This is a genomic window from Nocardia sp. NPDC049707 (genome assembly GCF_040674855.1).
In the GTDB taxonomy this organism is placed as follows: Bacteria; Actinomycetota; Actinomycetes; order Mycobacteriales; family Mycobacteriaceae; genus Nocardia.
The window spans coordinates 18873-43005 of the sequence record NZ_JBFANN010000013.1 but is presented as its reverse complement, the minus strand read 5'-3'; the positions used below and the strand labels follow the sequence as shown (position 1 = coordinate 43005).

Annotated in this window: 24 protein-coding genes; 15 read left to right on the top strand and 9 right to left on the bottom strand. The window is 67.3% G+C overall.

Annotation, left to right across the window (positions count from 1 at the left end):
* Nucleotides 1-128 precede the first annotated feature (128 nt).
* Together AB0J29_RS14665 and AB0J29_RS14660 are read right to left on the bottom strand one after the other, a co-directional pair.
* Nucleotides 129-4088 carry an ATP-dependent DNA helicase gene (locus AB0J29_RS14665; protein ID WP_364784932.1) on the bottom strand — a complete coding sequence of 1320 codons (3960 nt, stop codon included), beginning with the start codon at nucleotides 4086-4088 and terminating at the stop codon, nucleotides 129-131.
* Nucleotides 4085-7954 carry a PD-(D/E)XK nuclease family protein gene (locus AB0J29_RS14660; protein ID WP_364784929.1) on the bottom strand — a complete coding sequence of 1290 codons (3870 nt, stop codon included), beginning with the start codon at nucleotides 7952-7954 and terminating at the stop codon, nucleotides 4085-4087. The genes AB0J29_RS14665 and AB0J29_RS14660 overlap by 4 nt, the downstream gene beginning before the upstream one ends.
* A gap of 189 nt (nucleotides 7955-8143) precedes the next feature.
* On the opposite strand from AB0J29_RS14660, the gene AB0J29_RS14655 reads away from it, so the two are divergent.
* The 5 genes from AB0J29_RS14655 to AB0J29_RS14635 all read left to right on the top strand — a co-directional run bounded on the left by AB0J29_RS14655 (nucleotide 8144) and on the right by AB0J29_RS14635 (nucleotide 12181).
* Nucleotides 8144-8929, top strand: a complete 786-nt coding sequence (locus tag AB0J29_RS14655) for an alpha/beta fold hydrolase (protein WP_364784926.1) — start codon at nucleotides 8144-8146, stop codon at nucleotides 8927-8929.
* 4 nt (nucleotides 8930-8933) lie between these two features.
* Nucleotides 8934-9230, top strand: a complete 297-nt coding sequence (locus AB0J29_RS14650) for an MGMT family protein (RefSeq protein ID WP_364784923.1) — start codon at nucleotides 8934-8936, stop codon at nucleotides 9228-9230.
* A 39-nt stretch (nucleotides 9231-9269) separates the two neighbouring features.
* Nucleotides 9270-10019 carry a VOC family protein gene (locus tag AB0J29_RS14645; RefSeq protein WP_364784920.1) on the top strand — a complete coding sequence of 250 codons (750 nt, stop codon included), beginning with the start codon at nucleotides 9270-9272 and terminating at the stop codon, nucleotides 10017-10019.
* Nucleotides 10020-10115: 96 nt separating this feature from the next.
* Nucleotides 10116-11897 carry an NTP transferase domain-containing protein gene (locus AB0J29_RS14640; RefSeq protein ID WP_364784917.1) on the top strand — a complete coding sequence of 594 codons (1782 nt, stop codon included), beginning with the start codon at nucleotides 10116-10118 and terminating at the stop codon, nucleotides 11895-11897.
* A 92-nt stretch (nucleotides 11898-11989) separates the two neighbouring features.
* Nucleotides 11990-12181: a hypothetical protein gene (locus AB0J29_RS14635; RefSeq protein ID WP_364784914.1), complete on the top strand. Its 192-nt coding sequence runs from the start codon at nucleotides 11990-11992 to the stop codon at nucleotides 12179-12181.
* 277 nt (nucleotides 12182-12458) lie between these two features.
* On the opposite strand, the gene AB0J29_RS14630 is transcribed toward AB0J29_RS14635, so the two are convergent.
* Both AB0J29_RS14630 and AB0J29_RS14625 read right to left on the bottom strand, forming a co-directional pair.
* Nucleotides 12459-12635, bottom strand: coding sequence for a hypothetical protein (locus tag AB0J29_RS14630; protein WP_364784911.1), 177 nt, complete (start codon nucleotides 12633-12635; stop codon nucleotides 12459-12461).
* A 57-nt stretch (nucleotides 12636-12692) separates the two neighbouring features.
* The gene (locus AB0J29_RS14625; protein WP_364784908.1) at nucleotides 12693-13037 is read right to left on the bottom strand and encodes a hypothetical protein; all 345 of its coding nucleotides are present in this window, start codon (nucleotides 13035-13037) and stop codon (nucleotides 12693-12695) included.
* Nucleotides 13038-13219: 182 nt separating this feature from the next.
* Between AB0J29_RS14625 and AB0J29_RS14620 the strand changes: the two genes are divergently transcribed.
* The 6 genes from AB0J29_RS14620 to AB0J29_RS14595 all read left to right on the top strand — a co-directional run bounded on the left by AB0J29_RS14620 (nucleotide 13220) and on the right by AB0J29_RS14595 (nucleotide 18699).
* A complete protein-coding gene (locus AB0J29_RS14620) occupies nucleotides 13220-13762 on the top strand; it encodes a GNAT family N-acetyltransferase (RefSeq protein ID WP_364784905.1) in 543 nt (180 codons plus the stop codon).
* Between the two features lie 290 nt (nucleotides 13763-14052).
* Nucleotides 14053-15765, top strand: coding sequence for an S-methyl-5-thioribose-1-phosphate isomerase (gene mtnA, locus AB0J29_RS14615; protein WP_364784902.1), 1713 nt, complete (start codon nucleotides 14053-14055; stop codon nucleotides 15763-15765).
* A gap of 4 nt (nucleotides 15766-15769) precedes the next feature.
* Complete coding sequence (locus AB0J29_RS14610) at nucleotides 15770-16345, top strand: cupin (RefSeq protein ID WP_364784899.1); 576 nt, start codon at nucleotides 15770-15772, stop codon at nucleotides 16343-16345.
* On the top strand, nucleotides 16342-17025 hold the full coding sequence (mtnC, locus tag AB0J29_RS14605) for an acireductone synthase (protein ID WP_364784896.1): 684 nt from the start codon (nucleotides 16342-16344) through the stop codon (nucleotides 17023-17025). The genes AB0J29_RS14610 and mtnC overlap by 4 nt, the downstream gene beginning before the upstream one ends.
* Nucleotides 17026-17335: 310 nt before the next feature.
* On the top strand, nucleotides 17336-18310 hold the full coding sequence (locus AB0J29_RS14600) for an alpha/beta hydrolase family protein (RefSeq protein ID WP_364784893.1): 975 nt from the start codon (nucleotides 17336-17338) through the stop codon (nucleotides 18308-18310).
* Between the two features lie 47 nt (nucleotides 18311-18357).
* Nucleotides 18358-18699 (top strand): TfoX/Sxy family protein, encoded by a 342-nt coding sequence (locus AB0J29_RS14595; protein ID WP_364784890.1) that lies wholly within the window; start codon nucleotides 18358-18360, stop codon nucleotides 18697-18699.
* Nucleotides 18700-18703: 4 nt separating this feature from the next.
* On the opposite strand, the gene AB0J29_RS14590 is transcribed toward AB0J29_RS14595, so the two are convergent.
* On the bottom strand, nucleotides 18704-20404 hold the full coding sequence (locus tag AB0J29_RS14590; RefSeq protein WP_364784885.1) for a metallophosphoesterase: 1701 nt from the start codon (nucleotides 20402-20404) through the stop codon (nucleotides 18704-18706).
* A 197-nt stretch (nucleotides 20405-20601) separates the two neighbouring features.
* Here AB0J29_RS14590 and AB0J29_RS14585 point away from each other — a divergent pair, with 197 nt between their 5' ends.
* Nucleotides 20602-21048: a cupin domain-containing protein gene (locus tag AB0J29_RS14585; RefSeq protein WP_364784882.1), complete on the top strand. Its 447-nt coding sequence runs from the start codon at nucleotides 20602-20604 to the stop codon at nucleotides 21046-21048.
* Here the strand turns inward: AB0J29_RS14585 and AB0J29_RS14580 are convergent, their stop codons facing one another.
* Both AB0J29_RS14580 and AB0J29_RS14575 read right to left on the bottom strand, forming a co-directional pair.
* Complete coding sequence (locus AB0J29_RS14580) at nucleotides 21049-21174, bottom strand: hypothetical protein (RefSeq protein WP_364784879.1); 126 nt, start codon at nucleotides 21172-21174, stop codon at nucleotides 21049-21051.
* 60 nt (nucleotides 21175-21234) lie between these two features.
* Nucleotides 21235-21744, bottom strand: a complete 510-nt coding sequence (locus tag AB0J29_RS14575; protein WP_364784876.1) for a nitroreductase/quinone reductase family protein — start codon at nucleotides 21742-21744, stop codon at nucleotides 21235-21237.
* Between the two features lie 44 nt (nucleotides 21745-21788).
* Between AB0J29_RS14575 and AB0J29_RS14570 the strand changes: the two genes are divergently transcribed.
* The 3 genes from AB0J29_RS14570 to AB0J29_RS14560 all read left to right on the top strand — a co-directional run bounded on the left by AB0J29_RS14570 (nucleotide 21789) and on the right by AB0J29_RS14560 (nucleotide 23239).
* On the top strand, nucleotides 21789-22037 hold the full coding sequence (locus tag AB0J29_RS14570; RefSeq protein WP_364784873.1) for a hypothetical protein: 249 nt from the start codon (nucleotides 21789-21791) through the stop codon (nucleotides 22035-22037).
* Nucleotides 22038-22144: 107 nt separating this feature from the next.
* Entirely contained in the window at nucleotides 22145-22597 is a 453-nt protein-coding gene (locus tag AB0J29_RS14565; RefSeq protein WP_364784870.1) for a VOC family protein, read from the top strand.
* A 192-nt stretch (nucleotides 22598-22789) separates the two neighbouring features.
* A complete protein-coding gene (locus tag AB0J29_RS14560; protein WP_364784867.1) occupies nucleotides 22790-23239 on the top strand; it encodes a helix-turn-helix domain-containing protein in 450 nt (149 codons plus the stop codon).
* Between the two features lie 21 nt (nucleotides 23240-23260).
* On the opposite strand, the gene AB0J29_RS14555 is transcribed toward AB0J29_RS14560, so the two are convergent.
* Complete coding sequence (locus tag AB0J29_RS14555) at nucleotides 23261-23668, bottom strand: type II toxin-antitoxin system VapC family toxin (protein ID WP_364784864.1); 408 nt, start codon at nucleotides 23666-23668, stop codon at nucleotides 23261-23263.
* Nucleotides 23659-23922 carry a type II toxin-antitoxin system prevent-host-death family antitoxin gene (locus AB0J29_RS14550; RefSeq protein ID WP_364784861.1) on the bottom strand — a complete coding sequence of 88 codons (264 nt, stop codon included), beginning with the start codon at nucleotides 23920-23922 and terminating at the stop codon, nucleotides 23659-23661. Before AB0J29_RS14550 ends, AB0J29_RS14555 begins: the two co-directional genes overlap by 10 nt.
* Between the last annotated feature and the right edge of the window lie 211 nt (nucleotides 23923-24133).

The following is a 24133-nucleotide window of genomic DNA, read 5'->3' as shown; positions in this document are numbered from 1 at the left end:
CACTGTGCTCGCCGATCCCACGGCGTCGGCCGTCTCCGGCGTTGCTTGTCCCTCGGGCACGCACGGCAGCCTACCGGGTTCCGCCGGCGACGCTCGGCCCCGAGGCGAACGGTTGGTGAATCTCTGGATCATTCCAGGGGCGTCGGCGCCGCATTCCGGATGAGCTCGGCCAATTCGTCCGGGCCGGGTAATTCGGCAGGCGCGATGGTGCGTCCAGTGCGCACGTAATGGAATGCGGCGCCGATGCGTTCGAGCATTTCCGCTTCGGTGCCGTGGTCGCGCGCCGCCATCAACCTGGCCCAGGCCAGTCGGTAGACGGCCAGCTGCATGGCGACCGCGGGCTCGTCGGCGGGTGCGGGCTCGGCACCGGTTTTCCAGTCGACCACGATCCAACCGCCGCCGGGTTCGGCGAAGACCGCGTCCATCCGGCCGCGGATCACCGTGCCCGCGATGGAGGTTTCGAAGGGGATCTCCACCTCGAGCGGGCTGCGATGGGCCCACGATGAGTTGAGAAAGGACTCCTGCATGGTGACCAGCTCGGTGTCCAGGCCCGCGTCGGCGGCCGAGCTGTCGGCCGCGCCGGGAAGTTCGTCGAAGCCGAGCAACCGATCGGCGGCGAACCAGCGCTGCACCCAGGCGTGGAAGGCGGTGCCGCGGCGGGCCAGCGGATTCGGCGGGAAGGGCAGTGGGCGGCGCAGGCGGGCGGCGAGTTCAGCTGGGTCGGCGCGCATTTCGACGAGGGCGGTCGCGGCGATCTGGCCGGGGAGTTCGACTTCCTCGGCAATGGCTTGGTCGGCTTCGAATTCGGCGAGGAGGGCGTCGACATCGGCGGCCCAACCGTCGGGGTCGTCGGGGTCGGGGGAATGATCGTGGGGCAGTGTGGGTTCGGAGATCGCTGCGCCGTACTCGTCCGGGGGTAGTTCGACGTGGTCGAAGGGCGGTTCGAAGACCTCGAAAGGTGGCTCGAACTCGTCGAAATTCGAGTCGAAGCCGCGTGCAGGCCGCGAAAAGCTATCCGGGTCCTGCGGATCCGGCACATCCGGGAAGCGCGCGGACGGTTCGTAGACATCGTCAAACGGTCCGGGCACATCGGGAAGACCGGGTGGAGGGACATCCGCATACGGGTCGGCCGAGAGCGCGACCGCAGCGGGCTCAGCGGACCGAGCGGTTGTTGTTTTCGGGTCGGCAAAGTTGTCGGTGGCAGGGGCTACAGTCGGTGTCATGTCGATGTCATGGGGCGCGCGGTCCACGAAATCGACTGGGGCAGTTGCCTTGTCGTTGGGTGCTGTTCGGGCCATGCGGTCCATCGCAGTGCCGCCGGTGCCAGGTTGTGCGGTAAGTTCGGCGAGGGCGGCGCGGACCAGGGACGCCCCCTGTTCAATCGGGCGGCGGCGGTTGCCGAGCGGGTCGCGGGGCCACTCGGCGGTTGCGGGGTTGTCGGTGAAGGGGTTGACGGCATCGACATCGGGGGCGTCGTCCCAGCGGTCGAAGGTGACCGCGCCATTGGCCGGGCTATCGGGGGCCTCGCTGGCGTGTTTGAGTTCCAGGAGGAAATCCGATGGCCCCTTCGGCGCGGTGCCGGTTTCGGCCCAGTGGTGGGCGGAAACGAACAGGACGCGTTCGGTTCTGGTGAGGGCGACATAGAACAGGCGGCGGTCTTCGTCGATGCGGCGGCGGTCCAGGGATTCCTTATGGGACTTGATCGCCCGCTCCAGATCGGCGCGATCGTAGAGGTCGGCGAGGTCGAGTACGGGGACGCCCTCGGCGGCATCCTCCTGTCTGCGGTCACCGCGCAGGGAGGTGGGGAGTTCGGCGAGTGCACCGAGCCAGGTGCCCGAGGCCGCGCCGGACGGGAAGACGCCGCGGGTCACGTGCGGTACCGCGACGATCTCCCACTCCAGACCCTTGGCCGCGTGTACGGTCAGCACCTGGACACGGTCCCGCGCGACTTCGACTTCGCCCGGTTCCAGGCCGTTTTCGACAGATTCGGCGGCGGCCAGGAAGGCGAGCAGGCCGCCGAGCGAGGCGCCGGGATCGCTGGCGTAACCGGCGACCACCTCGGCGAAGGCATCCAGATGTTCGCGTCCGGCACCGGCGCCGAGCATGGCGCGGCGGGCCTGAGTTTCCACACCGACGCCGATGGTGCGTTCCACATCCGCGACCAGTTCGGCGAGCGGTTGACCACTGCGCTCACGCAATGCGGCCAGTTCCCGGCCCAAGGTGACGATGCGCTTACATCCCGACTCCGAATACTGTTCCGGCGGGCCAGGATCGGCGATCGCGTCGGCTAGCCCCGCCTGTTCGGCCGGTTCGGGCGCCACCTCGCGCAGCGCCTCCGCCAGTGCGGTCGAATCGGTGATTTCATCGACTTCATTGCCGTGCAGACGGCTGATCGACAAATCCCGGGCGCGGCGGGCGAGCGCGGCGAGGTCCGCGACACCGATGCGCCAGCGGGCACCGGTGAGAATCCGCATGGCCGCGCTGCCCGCACCGGGTTCGGCGATGAGCCGCAGCGTCGCGACGATATCGGCGACCTCCGGGGTGGCGAGCAGGCCGCCGAGGCCGACGATTTCCACCGGAAGTCCTTGTTCGCGTAGGGCTTCCGCGAGCGGAGCGGCATCGGCATTGCGTCGCACCAATACGGCCGAGGTCGGTGGCGGCTCCGCTGCCTCGCGTTTGGTCGCCCATTCCGCCGCGATCCGGTCCGCCACCCAATCCCGTTCGTCGGCAACGGTTTCGGTGAGCGCCAGCGCGACGATGCCGGATTCGGCATCGGGTTTAGCGCGTAGAGCATCGACGGTTACGCCGCCGCTGTCGATAGCATTGCGACGCAATGGTTCGGCGACAAGATTCGCCAGGGCCAGCGCCTCCGGCGGGTTGCGCCAGCTGGTCAGCAGCGGCAGGATCGGCGCGGGAATGCCTGGGGCGCTGGGGAAATCGGTGGCGAACCTGGGCAGGTTGGCGGCGGATGCGCCGCGCCAGCCATAGATCGATTGCATCGGGTCACCGACCGCGGTGACCGCCAAACGCTGTCCGGCGCGGCTCGCTGTGCTGTGCTCGGCATCCGACTGAATCCCCTGAGCGTCGAGATCCGGCCCGCCGGAATCCCCAACATGCTCACTCGACTTCGGTGTGTCGGCGGATTCTCGTGATCGCTTGACGTGCGGTTGCGGGGACAATCCGCCGAACAGCGCGGCGAGCAGGATGCGTTGAGCGTGGCCGGTGTCCTGGTACTCGTCGAGCAGGACCAGGCGGAAGCGGGCACGTTCGGCGGCGGCGACCTCGGGATGTTCGGCGGCGAGACGGGCGGCCAGCGACATTTGGGCGCCGAAATCCAGTGCGCCTCGGCCGCGTAACGCCTCGGCGAGCTGTTTGACCAGGGGCAGCAGGGCGACGCGTTCGCGTTGCACTTGGACGATGTTCTGCAGAGCCTGGCTCGGCCCGCCGCGTTGACGTGGGCCCGCGGGCAAGGTGTGCACCAGTTTCTCGAGTTCGGTGTGGGCCTCGGCGAGTTGTTCGGGTTCCACCAGATGTTCGGCGAGTTGGCCGGACAGCGCGAGGACGGCCTCGGTGACCGAGACCGGGGTGCGGTCGGTGTCGAGGTCGCCGTCCCAGTTGCGGACCACCTGGTGGGCTAGCTGCCACAGCTGGGTTTCGGTCAGCAGTGTCGCGGCGGGTTCCACGGGCAGCAGCAGGCCGTGCTGGGTGAGCAGGCGGCCCGCATACGAATGGTAGGTGCTGATCTCGGGTTCGGCGCCGGAGAGTTGGGCGCGCAACTCACCGTCGGTGTCGATGTCGCGCAGCAGCGGCGAACCCGCCAGCCGGGCCAGCCGGGTGCGGATGCGGGAGGTCAACTGCTGGGCGGCTTTTCGAGTGAAGGTCAGGCCGAGTACCTCATCGGGCAGGACGAGACGATTCGCGACCATCCACACCACGCGGGCGGCCATGGTCTCGGTTTTGCCCGCGCCCGCACCGGCTACCACCAGGGTCGGTCCAGGTGGGGCCGCAATGACCGCGGCCTGCTCCGCGGTGGGGGGTGGGAGGCCCAGCGCCTCCGCGAGCCGGTTCGGCGATACGGCGCCGCTCATTCGTCGGTCACCTGCCTTCCGGTGTCCTGGACGGGGCAGCTGCCCGCAACCGAACAGTGCCTACAGCCATCGTTGCGCATGGCGAGGTAGCTAGGGCCCTGGGTGGCGGCCGCGGCATCATGAATCGTGCCCCGCCATTTATCGAGGGCCTCGGCATCGAGCGCGGGCTGCATGCGCTGGGTGGCGCCTTCCTTGCTGCTCGGCTTGGCGACATAGACCAGTCGCGCGCCACCGGGTTCGGCGGATTCCCCGGCGGCGGTATCGGATTCCGCGGCATCGTCCACGGTGCTGGCGAGCGCGCCCGCGGCGGCGGCCACCTGGTAGGTCGCGAGCTGAGCGTGGTCGGCGGCAGCCTGTTTGGTGACCGGCGACTTCCCGGTCTTCACATCGACAATGACGAACCGGCCGAAGGCATCGCGCTCCAGTCGATCGACCCGCCCGCGAATCCGTACGGCGCGTTCGTCTTCCGTCCGCGGCGGCAGTACGCAGTCGACCGGGACCTCCACCCCGGCCTGGGTCAATTCACCGCGGGTATTGCGCACCCAGGCCATGAAGGTCTCCAGCATGGCCTCGGTCCGACGCAATTCTTGACGGGAATGCCAGCCGGTGCCTGGATCGACGGCCTGCCATGCCTTGTCCAATGCCGCGTGGACCTGCGATTCCGGCACCTTGCCCGCCAGGGCCTGGACGAGCGTGTGGACCAGATTGCCCTTGACGGCGTGCGGGTTGTCGCCGTCGGTGCCACCATGTCGTTCCAGCGCCCAGCGCAGTGGGCAGGTGCGCAGCAGCTCGACCGTGGACGGGGACAGGGCAACCGCGGTGTCGTCGTCATCCCAGAGTGAACGCGACGAGCTGAGATCGGCCGTGCCATACCACTCGTCGGGATGGGTACCGGGCACCCCGGCATGTGCCAAACGGGCGAGTTGGTGGGCGGCGCGGCGTCGGCGCTCCGGTTCGGCCTCGGAATCGCAGACCACACCGCGCAATTCGGCCACCAGCGCATGCATGACCAGGGCGCGGCCCGGATCGGCGACCGGGAGCGCGCCGGGTTCGCTGTCGCCATCGTGGCCGAGGAGTTCGGCCAGAAAACGGGAGGGTACGAGATCGCGTTCGCCCGATACCGATTCCACGGCGGTGACCAGCAGCGACCGCCGGGCCCGGCTGCACGCGACCAACAGCAGTCTGCGTTCCTCGGCCATGATCGGGGCCGCACGGCTCACCACCGCACCCGCGTCGACGATGCCCGCGGTGAGATCGACCAGATCCTCGGTCTGCAACAGGGTGCCGCGCGGGCGCGGATTCGGCCAAATGCCCTCCTGCACAGCGGCAACTGCGACCACATCCCACTCCCGGCCCGCGGACGCGTGCGCGCTGAGCAGCGCGACCGCCTCCCCGGCCGCGGTCAGCGATCTAGTGTCATGCGGAATCTCTTGCTGCACAAGGAATTCGACAAATCCTTCGATGCTCGCGCGTGGCAGCCGATCCACATAGGCGGCCGCGGCATCGAATAATCCGACGGCGGCATCGAGATCACGATCGGCCTGCATGCCTACCGCCCCACCGCGTTCGGACTGCGCCACCCACCGCCGCTCCAGCCGCGACCCGGTCCACAGCGCCCACAGCACATCCTCGAGACCGGCACCGCGCCGCCGAGCCTTGCCGGCTCGACCGAGCGCGTCGAACACCCGCTTCAGCGGCGCCGCCTCGACATCGGTGAGCCGATCCATGATTCGCCGATCGATTGCGCCGACCAGCAGATCACGCAGCACCTCCGCAGAGGATTTGTCGACATACGCGCGCCATTGGGCATCGCGGCCGTCTGGTTCGGGTGCTGATGCGTCCCCTTTCGGATCGTCGCTGCTCCGCTTATCCGCCCCACCTTGTTCGGTTCGCAGTGAGTTCCGCTCGGAGGCGTCCACACTCGCGACCAGTTCGGTCTGGTCTGCGCCCCTTTCACCGTCACCACCGCCTCGGTTGGCGTCATCATCCGCGCCCCACTCGGCTGCGGCCAGCCCGGCATCGCCCCGACCTCGCCCTGCGGCGTCTGAACGTCGATGTGCCGCACTCCCCTGTTCGGAGTCAGCGCTATCCAGCTCGGAATCGTCGACGGCCGATTCGGGAGGGTCGCGCTGCCATTCCATATCTCGACTACTGAACTCCGGCTCGATGCCGTACCAATCGGCATCGTCGGCGATCCGTTCGACCTGGCTGATATTCCGCTCGGCCGTCGTCACATTCCGTTCGGAGCGGTCCGCGCCGAGCTCGAAGTCTTCCTCGTCCGGCGCGAACCCCTCCTCATCCGTGGGTAAACCCTCAGCGGCCCAATCCAGTTCAGCACCAGACGCGGAACTCGCGCGGGCCCGTTCGGCCTTGATTTCGCGGCGTGCGGACTCCAGCACACTGCGCCGGATACCGCGACGCAACCGCCGCAGGGTGATCTGATCCGCGCCACCGAGCGGTCCGGCCAGCAGATCCAACGCGTCCTCGGCCGAGAACATCGCCTCGGCCGAACGCCGCCGCCCACGTCGCTGCGCATCCTCCGCGAGCAGCGCGCGCAACGCGAGCAGCATCCAGGCCGCGCCGCGCCGTCGAGCCAATGGCGCGTCGAGCGCGGGCTGTTGCACGGGTACTCCGGCCGCCAAGAGGGCGCGGCGCAATGGAGCCAGTGACAACGGCACCGACCGGACGATCACCGCCATTCGCGACCATGGCACACCATCGGTGAGGTGAGCGCGGCGCAAATGGTCGGCGATCAGGGCCGCCTCCTTCGCCGGGGTGGCCAGCACCCGCACGCGCACCTCGGTGTCGTCGTCCTTCGGCGCCACGGCGTGATCGGGTGCCGAAAAGCGTTGTGGCGCACTGCCTGGCAACTTGGCCGCGATCCGCGCGAGGGCCAGTTCCACCGCGCCACCCGATCGGTGATTGTCCCGCAGGACGATTCGCTGTCCATCCGAGGCGGGCAGTTCCGCGACAAAGCGGGAATCCGCACCACGGAAGGCGAATACCCCCTGATCCGGATCGCCCGCTACGACCGCCGTATGTGCGGCCGTACCCAGCACCCGCACCAGCAGCGCGGCCTGCGGATCCAGGTGCTGGGCATCGTCGACCAGCAGGTATCGGATCCGATTCCGTTCCGCGGCAAGCAGATCGGCATCACCGGCCAGCGCGTCCAGGGCGGCTCCGACGAGTTCGGCCGCATCCAGCGCGGGTGCGGTCGCCTCGGGCGCCTCCACCCCGACCGACCAGCGCAGCAGCATCGACTGCTCGTATCGGACCGCGAATCTGCCCGCCGCCACCCAAACCGGTCGACCGTGCTCGCGGCCGAGCCGCACCAGATCCTCGGGTCCGAGACCGCGTTCGGTAGCCCGCAGCATGAGATCGCGCAACTGCTCGGCGAATCCACCGAGGCCGAGCGCGGGTTGCAGCTGTTCCGGCCACAGGTCACTCGCCCCGGCCGCGATATCGATCAGGTCGCCACGCAGCATTTCCCGCAGCTCGGCATCCTGCTCGGCACCGGTCAGCAATCGCGGCGGCGGATTGCCGTGTGCGCTCGCATGTCTGCGCAATACCGAGAACGCGTAGGAGTGCACAGTGCGCACCAGCGGTTCCCTGGTGGCACCGGGTACCCCGCCCTCGGCAGCGTCGGGAGCGGTCAGCCGGGCGGTAATGGCATCGCGGACCGTACTCGCCGCCTGCTTCGAATGGGTCAGTACCAGCACCGATTCCGGATCGGCACTCGCGGCGATGCGCTCGGCGGCCAGCTCGATGAGCAGTGCGGTCTTGCCGGTTCCGGGTCCGCCGAGCACCTGCCAGGGCCGCCAGTCCGGCCGAATCGGGCCGACCGTCGCCGCGGCATCGAACAGCATGCGGACATCGGCACCCCAGGTCCGAGCCGGGGGCGCCGCCACGTTCCGGCGAACAAGTCGCACCGCGCTATCCGATCGCACCACGCGGGCTATTGCAACAGACACGTCCGACACGGCACGCAGGAGATTCACCGATCGGTGAGGTCCGACACACGCCTCGATCTGCGACGGATTTCGATATACGTCACTATGAGAACTGTGTCGTCTCTGCATGTGTATCGGTTCGGACCTGCCGACGGGCCGAAAGTTCTGGCCCTGCACGGTGTCACCGGGCACGGCAAACGCTGGGAGGAACTGGCCACCCGACATCTGCCCGATGTCCGGATAATCGCCCCGGACCTGCGCGGACACGGTCGCTCGACCTCGTTGCCGCCATGGAACTTCGAGACCATCGTCGCGGATCTGGTCGAACTGCTCGCCGCGGAGACCGATGAACCGGTGGTCGTCGTCGCGCACTCCTTCGGCGGTGCCTGTGCGCTGCACCTGGTGCGTCAGCATCCGGACCTGGTGCGCAAGCTGATCCTGCTCGATTCGGCGATCGCGCTGGAGCCGGAGCGCCTAGTGGACATCGCACTGTCCAGCCTGGCCTCACCGGACTACGACACGGTCGAACACGCGCGCCAGGACAAGATCGCGACCGGCTGGGGCGAGGTGGAGCCGCGCCTGCTCGAGGCTGAGCTCACCGAACATCTGATGCCTACCGCCGACGGCCGGGTCGGCTGGCGGGTCAGCCTGCCCGCCGTCAATTCCTATTGGGGTCAGCTGGCCCGGCACTATGTGCTGCCGCCCGCGGACCTGCCGACGATCCTGGTGCAGGCGATGAAGGTGGTGCCGCCGTACGTCACCCCGGAGTTCCGCGCCGCGCTCACCGCGCACCTCGGCGAGAATCTGACCATGCTCGAGTGGGACTGCGACCATATGGTCGCCCAGGCCCGGCCGGCCGAGACCGCGTCGCTGATCCGATCGGTGCTGTAGTCGGATGGCCACCACCGAGGCCGAGGTCGAGCGGGTGCGGGAGCTGGTCGCGACCGTGCCGGCGGGCCGGGTCGTCACCTACGGCGATATCGCCGCGGCGGCCGGATTGTCCACCCCGCGCACGGTCGGCTGGATCATGCGCACCGACGCCGCCGATCTGCCGTGGCATCGGGTGATCGGTGCGGGCGGTAAGCCCGCCGCGCATCTGGCCGAGCGTCAGTTGCGCCTGCTGGCCGCCGAGGGCGTGCCGATCCGCGACGGCCGAGTCGACCTGCGCGCCGCGCGTTTTCCGCTCTCGTAAACGGCCCCGCCGCCGTCGATCGACGGTTAACGTTGAATTATGTCCACCCGCCTGGCATGTGTCGTCTTCGATGCGGACCGGCCCCGGATCGTCGCGGATTTCTGGGCCGAGTTGCTGGGCTGGGCGGTGACGATCGACCGCACCGACGAGACCGATGTGGCGGCGCCCGATCCGGACGGTCTCGAGCTGGCCCTGACCTTCCTGCCCACGACGCGCGCCAAGGACAGCAAAAACCGGATACATCTGGATCTGGCCAGTCGCTCGCTCGATCATCAGCGAGTGCTGGTCGACCGGGCACTGGCGCTCGGCGCCCGGCACATCGATATCGGCCAGGGCGCGGTGCCGTGGGTGGTGCTCGCCGATCCGGAGGGCAACGAGTTCTGCGTGCTGGAACCGCGCGAGGAGTACGTGGATACCGGCGCGGTCGCCGCCATCGTGATCGATACCCACGATCCGGTACGGCTCGCCGAGTTCTGGTCCACCGCCTCCGGCTGGCCGATCGCCCACGGCAGCGCGCAGGTGGCCGGGCTCCGTTCGGCGACGGGGCTCGGTTCCTGGCTGGAGTTCGTCCGCACCCCGGATGTCAAGCGCGGCCGCAACCGGCTGCACCTGGACCTGGCGTCCTTCCCCACCGATGATCCGGCCGCCGAGGTAGCCAGACTACGCGCGGCGGGCGCGACCCAGGTCGACACGAACGATGTCGGCGGCACGCCCGGTCTGGTGCTCGCGGATCCGGAGACCAATGAGTTCTGTCTGCTCCGAACGGCCTCGGACTATTCGACGGTCTAGTCCATCGACCGCTGGAACCGGACCGCCATCCCCGGATCTGTACAGCCGACGAATTAGCATGTCGGCCATGCCCTCTCTCGCGCCGAGCGCTGACCGGTGATCACGGCCGACGCGATCGTGCTCGCGGGCGGACGCGCCAGCCGCATGGGGGGCGTCGATAAGCCCGCCATTGTCATCGGCGGTCGATCCATGCTCGAGGCAGCCCTGGCAGCGGTGACGTCGTGTGCGCGCACCGTGGTGGTCGGACCGCAGCGGCCCGAATTGGACGCGCGGATCGTGCAGGTGCGTGAGGTGCCGCCGGGTTCGGGTCCGGTCGCCGCGGTGGGGGCCGGATTGCGCGCGCTCGGACCGACCGCCGCCCCGCTGGTGGTGGTGCTCGCGGCAGATCTGCCGTTCCTGTCGCAGACGACAGTGCGGGAGTTGATTCGGCACGGCACCGAATCCGGTGCGGACGCGGTGTTCGCGGCCGACGAATCCGGTCGGCCGCAGTATCTGATCGGCGTGTGGCGGCGCAAAGCACTGGCGGAGGCGTTGCAGCGGCTGGATTCGCTGATCAATCAGCCGATGAAGGCGCTGATCCCGGCCGATACGGTCACCGTCACCATGGCCGGTATCGCCGACTGCGATACCGAGGAGCAGGTGCGCCGGGCCAGGATGGCTTGGGATGCCGGCACCGTCGGAGCGGCTCGTCGCACACCGACGGTGCCGGCTACCGCAACGCCGCCGCTGCTCGACGAGGCACGGGATATCCTGCGTACCAACATCTCTCGACTCACCGAGTATCGGACCGAATTGAGTTCGGTGCGCGGTGCCGCGCTCGCCGCACCGCTGACGGCGGTCGGACCACTGCCGCGCTTCGATGTCTCCGCCATGGACGGATACGCGGTCGCCGGTGACGGACCGTGGCGATTGCGGCGCGATATCGGCTTCGCGGGCGGTCGGCGGCCGGTCGGGCTGCTGCCGGGTGAGGCGGTGCGGATCGCCACCGGCGCACATGTGCCCGACGGAACCACGCGGGTGCTCCGTGACGAATTCGCGCGGATCGATGACGAAATGCTGTATCAGCACGAGGATTCCCCCGTGCGCATGGATATTCGCCGTCGCGGGGAGGACCGGAATCCGGGCGATCTCGTTGCGTCCGAGGGCACCCCGGTCACGGCGGCGCTGATCTCCGCCGCGGCCAGTGTGGAGGTGACCGAGGCGGTGGTGCGCGGCCCGGTGCGGGCCCGCATCGTCATGACCGGCGACGAGATCCGCAGCGCCGGCCCGCTGCAGACCGGTCAGACCCGCGACTCGATCGGACCGATTCTGCCGGATGTACTGTCCTGGTACGGAATTCGCGCAATCGATCAGGTCCACCTGCGCGATACTCCGCGCGGTTTCGACGAGGTGCTCGGTGCGGCGCACGATTGCGATCTGCTGGTGATCGTCGGCGCTACCGGCGGCGGTGCCGCGGACCAGTTGCGTGCCGCGATCGCCCGTGCCGAGGCCCGAATCCTGGTGCACCGCTTGAAATTGCGCCCGGGAGGCTCCACCATTGTTGCCGAATTATCCAGCGGTACAACCATTCTCGGTCTACCGGGAAACCCGTTCGCGGCCGTTGCGGTGCTGATGGCCCTGTCCCCAGCACTCATCGAAGGCCGAACCGGCAGCCATCAGCTTCGACCGATGATCGGGCCACTGCGCAATGCGAGCATGATCTCCGGGCCCGTGCCCCGCATCGTCGCGGCCCGGCTCGCCCCCTACGGCGGTTGGCTGGGCGATCCACAGGTCCGCACCACCCATCTGGGCGGCCTGGTCGACCGTGATGGTCTGGTCGTCGTCCCCGCCGAGGCCACCGACGACGACCTCGTCGAATTCCTCCCGCTCCAGATGTAAGAATCGAAATTCTTCTTCCACTGATGATGTCCGCTCGCTATTGTGTGATGGTTAGGCGAATACAACAACACTTCGGAAAGGACCGAGTGGAGATGGCTGAAAAGTCGAAGAAAACGCCTAAGAAAATGCCCAAACCGATGGAACGGCAGCAGCAACAGCAGCGCCAGGACCAGGGCATGAACCGATCCGGCCCGGCCGGCGACCGCGACCGCATGGACAATGATCAGCGCGGCCAGGGCTCGGACCGGCGAGGCGCTGACCAGCGCCGAAGCGGACAGCACTGATCTGAAACGGGCCGCCGGTTCCCATGCGCGAACCGGCGGCCCGGTTGCGCGCGGCCCGGTTCGTTTCGCCCCGGTCGCCCGATTCGGAGCCGTTGGGAAACTATTCACGGCAATACATTCCGGCCGATCGATCCGCAAAATTTGACGCACTCTTTCGAACGCGTCGAATTTCACCGCCGATGGCCACGCCTCGGCGACTTGCCTTTTGCCGCAGAAATTCTGCGTGCCCATCGAAGCGAATCGAACGGCGCGGCAATCATTCGACGGCGGCGGCAGATCAGGCGACGCGGCGCAGTAGCGCTGGGCTGTCGGGAATACGGCGAGTGGGATCGGGAATGGGGACTACTTCCAGGAGGTGCTGTGTGTAGTCGGCGCGCGGGGAGGCGGATACCTCGGCGACAGGTCTGGTTTCGACGACGGTGCCCTGGCACAGCACCACGACAGGGTCGGCCACCTGGTGGACCACCGCGAGGTCGTGGCTGATGAACAGGCAGGCTAGTTCGCCGGGGCGTCACGCCGCGTAATCGCGTGGTAGACGGAAGGATTCGAGGAGATCGCCCACCTTGGGGCGCAGGTGGCGACTCGGTGCACCTGGTTCGCCGATGGTGTCCTCGATGCCGTGCCGCGGGCCGAGTGACGCGGTGAGATCCTGGTCCACCAAACGCGACGTTCTTGCGCAGGGCACGCGGCTCCCGGTTCGGCAGTCGGGCAGCGAAAATCCTCGCCGCTCTGCCTGTCCCGCGTGCACGGGCACCAGACTGAGCAAGGTCCGGCCGAATGCGCCTTTGCCGGAACCGGATTCGCCGATCCGATCGATCACCTCGCGCGGTGCGACGCTGAGGGGTACACCGCGCAAGGCGTGGAAGTCCTTGCCGCCACACGACGGTCGGACCAACGCCGTGCAGGTGCGGGGCGCCGCACTCGCGGGTGGTGGTGTATCCGCTGTTGGCGGGGGCGGGTATCGGCAGGTGTGCGCGCGGCTGGTCCGGTGCTGGAGGCGATCGTGGTCGCCTGGGTGGCACGGCATACCATTCGGTGGTGCTCTCAGGACCCGATTATCGAGCGGCCACAGTCGGGCGTATACGCCCGTACCGGCCTGCCGACGAGGATGTGGTGGTCGACCTCTGGGCGCGCGCATCACGGATCGCGCACCCGTTCGTGCCCGGTGAGGGCGGTGGCGAGCGGGAGCGCAAGATGCGTGAGATATACCTCGTCCAGGCCGACAACTGGGTGGCCGAGGACGCCAACGGCCGGGTTGTCGCGCTGCTCGGCATGCTCGGTTCGGAAATCGGCGGACTGTTCGTACATCCGGACGCACAGGGTGCCGGCATCGGCCGAGTCCTCGTGGAGTTTGCCGCGGCACGTCACGACAGCGTTACCCTCGACGTCTACGAGAACAACCACAAGGCCCGCGGTTTCTACACCACCATGGGCTTCGCCGAGGAAGGTCGTCATCCGGACGAGGACAGCGGGCACATGCTGATCACACTCCGCAGACCAGGGCACAGTACGGCCGCCGCAGCCGGGGCCCCGCATATCTCCGGCGACGTGGATCGACCGGCAAACTCTTCGACTGGATGATCCGCTTCCTCGACCGAGGACTCACCGAGATCGGCTGCTGCTGAAGACGATCGGCGCGACCGGTGTACCGAAGTCATTGGCGGACAGCAACTCCCATCAGTAATCACAGTGATGCGTTGCGGCCCGGCACATCCGGCGGGTAGCGGCCGGGTCGGTCCAGTGGGCAGGATGATCACGGCGCGCACGATGCGCCGCTGCCCGGTCCGGTGCGGGTTTCCGGCGGCACCGCCCGTCCGATACCGTTGACCAGGCACAACACCCCGACCGTGCCCGACCGAAGGATGCACCTGATGGACGACAGTTCCCTGATCTGGGACGACGGTGCGCTGGTCACCATCGACCAGCGCGAACTGCCGCACGAGGCGCGTGAACTGCGACTCAGCACGGTCGAGCAGGTAATCGACGCCATCAAGACGCTGGCCATCCGTGGTGCGCCCGCGATCGGCATCGCCGGGGCGTTCGGCGTGGTCATCGCCACCGCCGCGCATACCACCGACGGTGTCGTCGATGTGGCGCGGGCCGAGGCCGATGCCGCACGGATCGCGGATGCCCGGCCCACCGCGGTCAATCTGGCCTGGGCGGTGCGGCGGGTGCTGACCAAGGTGCCGCTCGGTGCGGAGGCGGTACTCGCCGAAACCCTGACCATGCTGGCCGAGGACGGCCGGGTCAATCGCGCCGCCGCGACCCATGCCGCCGATCTCGTACAGCGGCTGTGCCCGGACCGGCCGCTGCGGGTGCTCACGCACTGCAATACCGGGCGACTGGCGACAAGCGCCTTCGGCACCGCGATCGGGGCGATGCGGGTGCTGTCAGAGCGCGGCGCGATCGAGAACGTCCTGGTCGATGAGACCCGACCGCTGCTACAAGGCGCCCGGCTGACGGCCTGGGAACTGGCCGAGGCGGGCATACCGTATCGGCTCACCATCGATTCGGCGGCTGCCTGGGCGATGGCGACCGGCCAGGTCGACTGCGTGCTGGTCGGAGCGGACCGGGTGACCGCCAATGGCGATGTCGCGAACAAGATCGGCACCTATGGGCTCGCGATCGCGGCCCAGCACCATGGCATTCCGTTCATCGTGGTCGCGCCGGAATCGACGCGTGACCCGAAGATGGCAACCGGTGCCGATATCGTCGTCGAACAGCGGGCCGCGGCCGAGGTGACCGGATTCGGTGGTGCCACAACGGCTCCCGTCGACACCGAGGTGTTCAATCCGGCGTTCGATGTGACGCCCGCGGAGTTGGTGACGGCCGTCGTCACCGAGCTGGGTGTCGTCCACGGCACGAATGCCGAACTGGCCGAAGGTGATCCGGGGGCGGCCATCGCCGATATCGCCCGCGAGTTGTACGGGCGTGGCTGGATGCCGGGCACCGCGGGCAATATCTCGGTGCGCACCGGCGATACCGCGGTGATCACCGGGAGTGGTTTGTCCAAGGGCGAATTGACCGGCACGGATATGGTGACCGTCCGCATCGCCGACTCCGCGCCGACACCGAATCAGCAGCGGAAACCTTCGGCGGAGACCACAATTCACACGGCGGTGTACCGCACCACCGATGCCGCGGCCGTTGTCCATATCCATCCGCCCTACGCGACGACCGCCGCGACGCGCGCCGGCTCGACGGACGCACTGACCACCCTGCGGATCGCCGACTACGAACTCATCAAGGGTCTGGTGGCCAAGCAGCCGGACGGCACCTATCCGACCGTCCTGGACCTGCCCGTCTTCCCGAATTGGCCCGACGTCGCACGCATCGGCGCTGATGTAGAGGCCTATCTGCTCGAAAATCCCACCGCGGCACCGATATTGGCGATCGCGGGACACGGGATCACGACATGGGGAGACAATCTTTCCCAGGCACGCGACCGCACCGAATGCCTCGAGGCCCTCTGCGAGCTAGTGGCCCGCACCGGCCGTCGAGAGGCCTTCACCGCTAGCGATTGCTCGCAGGTCGCTCGAAACGATCAGCACGCAATCCGAACGAGATCCGCGAGATTGGACTGACATCATGACGCTGTTGCAGGTTATGGCCGCCGACGATGCCGCCAAGGTACTGCTGCGCACCACCGACGATGCGGTGATCGGCGCCGAATTGGCCGCCCGTGGCATTACTTTCAACCGCTGGCCGGTGCTGGACAATGCGACCGCGACCGCATCGGACGAACTGCTCGCCGAATACGACGACCGGGTGGCCGAACTCAATGCCTCCGGCCGCTACCAGCATATCGATATCGCCCGCATCCACCCCGACGACGCGAATCCGGAGTGGCCGCAGATCGCCGAGGGCGCGCGTACGAAGTTCCTCGACGAACATCGGCACGCCGAGGACGAGGTGCGGTTCTTCGCGGCCGGACGCGGCTGCTTCTATCTGCATCTCGGTGACGAGGTCGTGGCGGCGGTATGCGAAGGCGGGGACCTGCTTTCGGTCCCCGCTGGCACCCTGCACTGGTTCGATATGGGCACCCGCCCCGATTTCATCGCCATCCGCTTCTTCGAGGAGGCCGACGGCTGGGTCGGCGATTTCACCGGCGATCCCATCAGCTCGGGTTTCCCGACCCTCGATCAGCTGCTGACGGCCCCGTGATCGCCACCGTCGTCGTCGATATCGAGGGCACCACCAGCCCGACCAATTCGGTGCGCGAGGACCTCTACGGCTACACCCGCGCCCGCCTGCCCGAATGGCTGGCCGAAAACCGCACGGATGCGGCCGCGCCCATTATCGCGGCCACCCGCGAACTCGCCGGCCGCCCCGATGCCGACACCGACGAGGTCGCCGCGATCCTGCGCGACTGGCTCGGCTCCGATGTGAAGGCCGAACCACTCAAGGCCGCGCAGGGCATCATCTGCGCCGAGGGCTTCCGCAACGGCGCACTGCACGGGGAGTTCTTCCCGGACGTCCCGCCCGCCCTCGCCGCCTGGCACGCCGCTGGTCTGCGGCTCTACATCTACTCCTCGGGATCGGTACGCAACCAACAGGATTGGTTCACCTTCGCCCGCGACGGCGATCTGGCCGCACTCCTCAGCGGCTACTTCGATCTATCCAGCGCGGGGCCGAAACGCGAACCCGCGTCCTACCACAAGATCGCGAGCAGCATCGGCACCCCCGCCGATCACATCCTGTTCCTGTCCGACCATCCCGACGAACTCGATGCCGCGGTCACCGCCGGCTGGTCGGTGACCGGTGTCCACCGTCCCGGTGAACCGAATCCCGCACGTCCCCCGCATCATTGGATCTCCTCTTTCGCGGAACTGACGCTGCCCTGAGTCCGCACCGGGACAGTGCGGGCACATCACCCGCAACCAGGCGACATTTCGCTGTCCCGACCCGCCCGAGCCGCGAGCGGCCAGGCGACGTCGAGGCGGCCCAGGAATTCCTCGGCATCCTCACGTGCCCCTACTAGGTTCCGTTTTCCGGTCCGCCCGAATCCTGAAGTCCATCGCAATCTCCCCTGAACGGGGGTGTTGCGACGACTCCCAGCACCCAAGGCTCGAGCGGATGGGGAAGTGTTACTTTTCAGCAAACACGCCCGGCGAATCCCGACGACGCGCGCGCGGCCATGATAGGAATCGACCCATGTACCGGCTGGCGCGCTGCCTGGTTTTCCTCCTCGCGGTCTGCACCGCGATCGTCCCCGTAACCGCCGGAGCCGATCCCGGCTCCGAGATTCTCGACGTCCGGCCGCTGGGCGGGCGACAATTCGAGGTCGTGGTCCATTCGCCGGCGATGAATCGGCCTATCACGCTGTGGATGTCGCATCCCGGTCCAGGTGCGCCCGCGCTGTATCTGCTCAATGCGGTCGACGGCGGCGAAAGCGGCGGGCCGTGGACGACCCGCACGGATGTCGCGAACTTCTTCGCGGATAAGAACGTCAATGTGATCATGCCGATCGGTGGGCGCGCGAGCTACTACACCGATTGGTTCAATGACGATCCGGCCCTGGGCCGCAATAAATGGACGACGTTCCTGACCCAAGAGCTGCCGCCGCTGCTCGAGTCCCGTTTCGGGATGACCGGGCGCAATGCTATTGCGGGCCTGTCGATGTCGGCGACCTCGGCACTGAATCTGGCCGTCGGCGCACCCGGCCTCTATCAGGCGGTCGGCGCCTACAGTGGCTGCCCGCGCACCAGTGACCCCGCCGCCAATGCCTATGTGCACGGCGAGCTCGCGGCCTTCGGCGCCAATGCGGACAATATGTGGGGTGCCCCGGATAATCCGGCCTGGGCCGAACACGATCCGATGCTGCACGTGGACCAACTGCGCGGCATGGCGCTCTACATCTCGTCCGGCAACGGCGCGCCCGGACCGCACGAAACCCTCGGCGATTCCGGCATCGACGGCAATCCGGTCCGGCTGTTGGATCGCATGCTGGTCGGCGGTGTCATGGAGACCGTCATCGACTACTGCACCCGCCCCTTTGTGGACCGGCTGGCCGCGGCGGGCGTACCCGCCACCGTGAATCTCCGTCCCGGGGGTACCCACGCTTGGGCGTACTGGCAGGACGATCTCCACCAGTCCTGGCCGCTGTTCGCCGCCGCCATCGGCGCATAGCCCACCATTCGCCACAAACGTGTCGGTGCCCTGGTCGACAATGCGGTATGACCTATGACAAGGTGCTCGCCGATCGGATCCGGGAGCTGATCGACCCGACACCCGAGGTGAGCGAGAAGAAGATGTTCGGCGGTCTCGCCTTCCTGATCAACGGCAATATGGCAGTCGCGGCGAGTCGGAATGGCGGTCTCCTCGTCCGCGTCGACCCGCAGGAGAGCACCACCCTGCTGGCCCGCGAATATATCGGCGCGATGGTGATGGGCGGTCGCGAAATGTCCAACAACTGGCTGCTGGTCGACGGCGCGGCCGTCGCCGACGATGCGGCGCTCGATGAATGGATCGACCGCGGCGTGAGCTATGCGCGTTCGCTGCCGCCGAAGGAGAAGTAGCGGTTCAGCGGACCAGACGGCGGAAGGTGAGTTTGTCGAATTCCCGACCGTATTCGTCCACCGCGACCACATCCATTTCACTGGCGAAGATGCCGGGGCGGACATCGACGCGCAGGAACGAATAGTTGCGGAACCGCACCCGCGACCACGGGGCCGCCTCATCCTGTTTGCCGCCGGATTCGGTCCAGACATAGCTGTTCGGGACCGTGGTGTCCGGTAATTCGTGACCCCGGAACGTTTCCTGCGATCCGGGTCGGAAGTCGTAGCGCGGTCGGCCACCGCCGCCGACGGTGTAGTAGACCGTGCCGTCGGTATCCGGGTAGACGATGGAATTATCCGCGGCGATCCTGGTCGCGGCGCCGGCACGGATCGGATCCGTGCGCTCGTAGACGTGATTGTGGCCCTGCAGCACCAGATCCACCTGATACCGGTCGAACAATCCGGCCCACGCATCGCGCACGCCGCCGTCGCTGGCATGGGCGTCGGTGGTCGAGTACGCGCAGTGATGGAAGAAGCAGACCAGGAAGTCGATATTCGGGTCCGCGCGATAGGCGGCGAGGGTGCGCTCCACCCAACTCGTCTGCGCCCCACCGGAATACCCGGAATTGGCCTTGATCTCATAGCTGACGTCATTGGCGTCGAGCGAGAGCACCGCGACATTGCCGTAGGTGAACGAATACGCCGACGGACAGCCCGCGGGGCCATTGCCGGGAAAATCCAGTCGCGCCAGATGTCCGCCGTAACCGTGCTGGCCGTAAGTCGCTTCCATATCGTGGTTGCCGGTGGCGAACATCCACGGTGTCTCGGCGGCACTGCGTTCGATGGCCCCGAAGTAGACATCCCAGACGTAGGGGTTGTACTTGTCGAAACCGGAGCCGAGCTTCGCACCGTTGGCGACGAATTCGTTCGGCTTGCCCCCGCCGGACGGGTCGGCATAGGCGATATCACCGGCGAGAATGTGGAAATCCGGTTTAGCGGCGGCGATTTGGCGCAGCACATTACTCGCGTGTGGTGCGGTTGGATCGTTATCGGACTTGTAGTACTTGTCGTCGTAATCGCCCGGCACGGTGCCCGGCGGCAGCGCCGGAGTCTCGTCGGTGCCCTGATCGCCCATCATGGTGAACCGGAAGGGCAGAATCGCGCCGCGCGCACTCGGCATCGCGGGCGCGGCGGTGCGGAGATCACCGGTGAATCCGTCGGAGGTACGCCAGCGATAGAAGTGCGGCACGCGTCCGGGCAAGCCGTCGACCGGAGCGTGCACATAGAACTGTTCGGCCGCCAGGACACCGCCGTCGGCGGAGGGGACCTGGGTCAGCAGGTTGCGCACCTCGGCCTCGATGGTGCTGCCGAGCGCGGGCGTGGGGCCGTGGTCCAGGAAGACCTTGGTGCCCGCCGGTGGCCGGGAGAGCTGACCGGCGAACCGGAGCTGACTCGTCGAATCCGGCCCATACCCGACACGTCGACCGCCGACTGCGAGCTGCACGTCCTCGGCGTAGGCGCGCCTGCCGAACGGTGAGGTTCCGACGGCCGCGACCGCGGCGGCCGCAGCCGCACCGCGCAGCACATTGCGCCGGGAGACCACGTGCCGACGTAGGTAATTCCGATGCCACTCGTGCTGCTCGGCCATGGTCATATGGGCGGCCTCGGCGGCGGGAATTCCGGTATCCGGCAGATCGCCAGCGGGGTTCAACGGATTCGTCGGCACAGCATCCGATGCTCTACGGCCCCAGCGCATCACGCAACTCGACACCGCTTCCCAGCCACGAACAATTGGTGAACTCTGAGCCGAACCTCGGCCCTCCCGACACAATAGTTTCGAAATTCGCCCAAAACGTACGAATGCCCCAGCGGCAGCGGCATTCTCCCCTTTTCCAAAGGCGTGTTCGGGGTTACGCTGCCGCGATGACGTCATTCACGCGTGCGGCGGCCGTGGCGGTCGTCGTGGGCGGTTCCGTATTCGGTGCCGCGACCGTTCATGCGACGCCAGGTACCGATATCACCGCGGTCACCCTCGCCCAGACTCAGATCCCCGCGGGCCTGCTGCCGTTCGTCGCGGGCACCGACCTCGTCGTCCGGGAAATCACCATTGCCCCAGGCGGTTCCACCGGCTGGCACTATCACTACGGTCCGGTCTTCGGCTTCGTCCGCTCGGGCACCCTCACCCACCCCGGTCCCGGCTGTGTGGCTCCGGTTTTCCGCACCGGGGATTTCATCTACGAACCCGAGGGCGCCTGGAATGTGCACATCGGCCGCAATCTCGGCCCCGACCCGCTCGTCCTCGACGTGGTCTACGCACCGCCCACCGGTAAGCCGCTCTTCGAAGACGCCGACGCCCCCGACTGCGCCTAGTCAGCTCGGCGCGCGCTGCCGCGCCAGCGGCAAGTACACCTCGTCGACGATCTCGATGAGCACTTCATCGGGTGTGTCGGGGACCGCGCGCAGCACGAATTCGTTGCGCGACAAGACGATTGCCACGGTCGGCGACCATGTTTCGGCGCCCCTGCACCCTGCCTCCTGGAAGGTAACGGCCCGGCATCAGACTTCGCTGTCGAGGGTCAGCACGACCAGCGGCAGCGGCCGGTCGACCTTCGACTGGTAGTCGGCCAACAAGGGGTTGTTGGCAAGCGCCCATGCCGCGAATTCGTCGTAGTCCGCACCCTCCAGCGCACGACCGGTGGCACGGTAGGACTTGCCACCCAGTTCCACCGCCACCTGCGGAGTGGCTTTGACATTGTGGTACCAGGCCGGATAGCGATCCTCGATGAACGAACTGATATACAAGGTATCGTCGCGATAGAGCGCGCCGAGCGGAACCACATGCGGCTTACCGCTTCTGGCGCCGGTGGTAGTCAGCAGCAGCAGCGTCGCACCGTCGTAGGCGCCGCTCACCTTGCCGGTATTCGCACGGAATTCACTGATGACGTCGTCGTTCCAATTCGCCATCTCCGCATCGGAGAACTTCTGGTTCCACGGGGCGTCCGGATCGTTGTAGGAGGCTATTTCACGCGTATTCGCTTCGGGCGCACCCGGTTCGGTGTTACTCACGCGAGCCAGTATGCACTCACCCACCGACACATTCCGTGCGGCGGATGCTGGCGAATCCGCGGGTCGGATTGGTGATCGATCGGGAGGTTGTGGGGTCGCGGGCCGGTGGGCAGTGGCCGAATCGGCAGGTGCGGGTGATCGGGGATGCTGAACTGACCATCGACGCGGATGGCGTGTGGACCCAGCGCATCTGGCAGAAGTGCGGCAGTGGGCCGGCGCTGCGTGAGGTGGAGCGTGCGCGGGTGTTCATCACGATCATCCCCGATCACATCCTCGCCGTCACGAGCGTCTGACCTGCGCGAAAGTTTTCTTCAGAAATTTCGCGGAGATATGTCGTAGGCATCGGGGTGGCTCCGACCGAAGGGTGACAGTTGGTCATCACCACACCGAGGAGCCCACCATGTCGGTCAACACTTTCTTCTGGTTCGACAGCGACGCCGAGGAAGCCGCCACCCGCTACACCGCACTGATCCCCAACTCCCGCATCGTCGAGGTCACTCGCCACCCCGATGGCTCGGCATTCATCGTCGCCATCGAACTCGACGGTCACCCGTACACCCTGATGAACGGCGGTCCCGGGCATCCGCCCACCGACGCCGCGTCGATCCAGGTCAACGTCGATACCCAGGCCGAGGTCGATCGCCTGTGGGACGCCCTGGTCGACGGCGGTGCGCCCGGCCCGTGCGGCTGGCTCACCGATCGCTACGGCCTGTCCTGGCAGATCGTCCCGGCCGCACTGCCCGCCCTGCTGAATGCTGCCGACCCCACCAAGGCCGGCGCGGTCGCGACCACGCTGCGGTCCATGACCAAGCTCGATATCAAGGTGCTGCAGGACGCGTACGAGAATGCCTGAGACCGGGCACCCTGTCTGATAGCTGGGCACCCGACGCACGGGGTGCCCAGCTACGACAAGGGGTGCCCGGTCAGCACGCTGTGGCGGTCGAGTACGCGGTGGGTGATCAGGATGCCCTTCGGGGTGCCCGTTGCGGTCGAGGGATAGAGCAGGTACGCCGGATGGTCGGGCCGCAGTGCCCGCGCTCGGTCGATGTCCTCGATCGGGGTCGCGGGCCGGCGGGCGGCCCGCGCCGCCGTCGTAACTCCGGTACGCCCCGGTGGCCAAGCCCAATTCGTCGACTCACCACTGCCGCCCGAGAAGGGACTCACCCTCGCCGACACCCGCACCTGGGCCCTGGAACGCCTCGATACTCCCCTGTCCCTGGACGATTTGGCCACCCACGCCCGCACCAGCGTGCGCACCCTCACCCGCCGCTTCCACGAGGAAACCGGCCTCAGCCCCCAGAAATGGCTACTGCACCAACGCATTCAGCGCGCCCGCGAACTCCTCGAATCCACCACCCTGCCCATGGATCAGGTGGCCCGCCACAGCGGCATCGGCTCCGCGGAATCCCTGCGCCAGCACATGATCCGCCATGTAGGCCTACCTCCGAGCGCCTACCGCGCCGCCTTCACCCGCACCCCACGCCGATCCGCCTGAGCAAACCCCGGTGTGGCTCGGCTATACCTGAATGACAGTCAGCTCTGGCACAACGGAAGAAAACCCGGTGTCCTGAGTGGCTACCGGCCACCCGTGTGCCATCGCAGTCGCGGCAATCCACGAATCGTTGATCTCCATCTTCGTCCCGGCCGCCTTCAGCCGCTGTCGCAGCAGCGCCCACGCCGCCACCACGCGCTCATCAATCGGAATCGGTTGCAAACGTTGCGCTGCCATCAAAGTATCCAGCCTGCGGGAACGAGACTCATCATCGACGGACATCAGCACACCCCACCGCAATTCAGCGAAAGTAACCACACTGACGGCCGACTCCTCCGGAAGCAGGTCGATGTCGATGCGGCGGCCACTTTCCCGCGCGATAAATACCGACGTGTCGAGCAGGCCCATGCTCATGCGCTCGCTCACCGCCACGGACCCACGGTGTCGTCCGTGGTCTCGGTCAACTCATCCGCAAGCTGATCGCGCAGGCCCGGATCAGCAAGCGGCAGATCAGCGAAGAGTGCCCGCGTCGCCATAGCGGACGGCCGCTCACGGCGAGGCACCAAAAGGGCGACCGGACGCTCGTTCACCGTAACTTCGAGGGTCTCACCCGCCTCGACTCGCCGTAGCACCTCACTGACGTGATTGCGCAGTTCGCGCACCGAAACCCGCTCAGGCTGAGACATGAATTCAGTGTGGCATTTTTGCTACGTCGTACTACGGCTTGTCGGTCCACAATCGAATAGCGCCCGAACCAACTCGCGGGCGGCGGATCGGGAACACACCACCCGAGCACTGGCTCAGGCGGGGCGCATGTCTCGAATTAGGTCAGAGGCGCTCGAATTCGCCACCACTCAGGCCAGCGGTGAACGCATCCCGCTCGGACGGCGTGAAGAC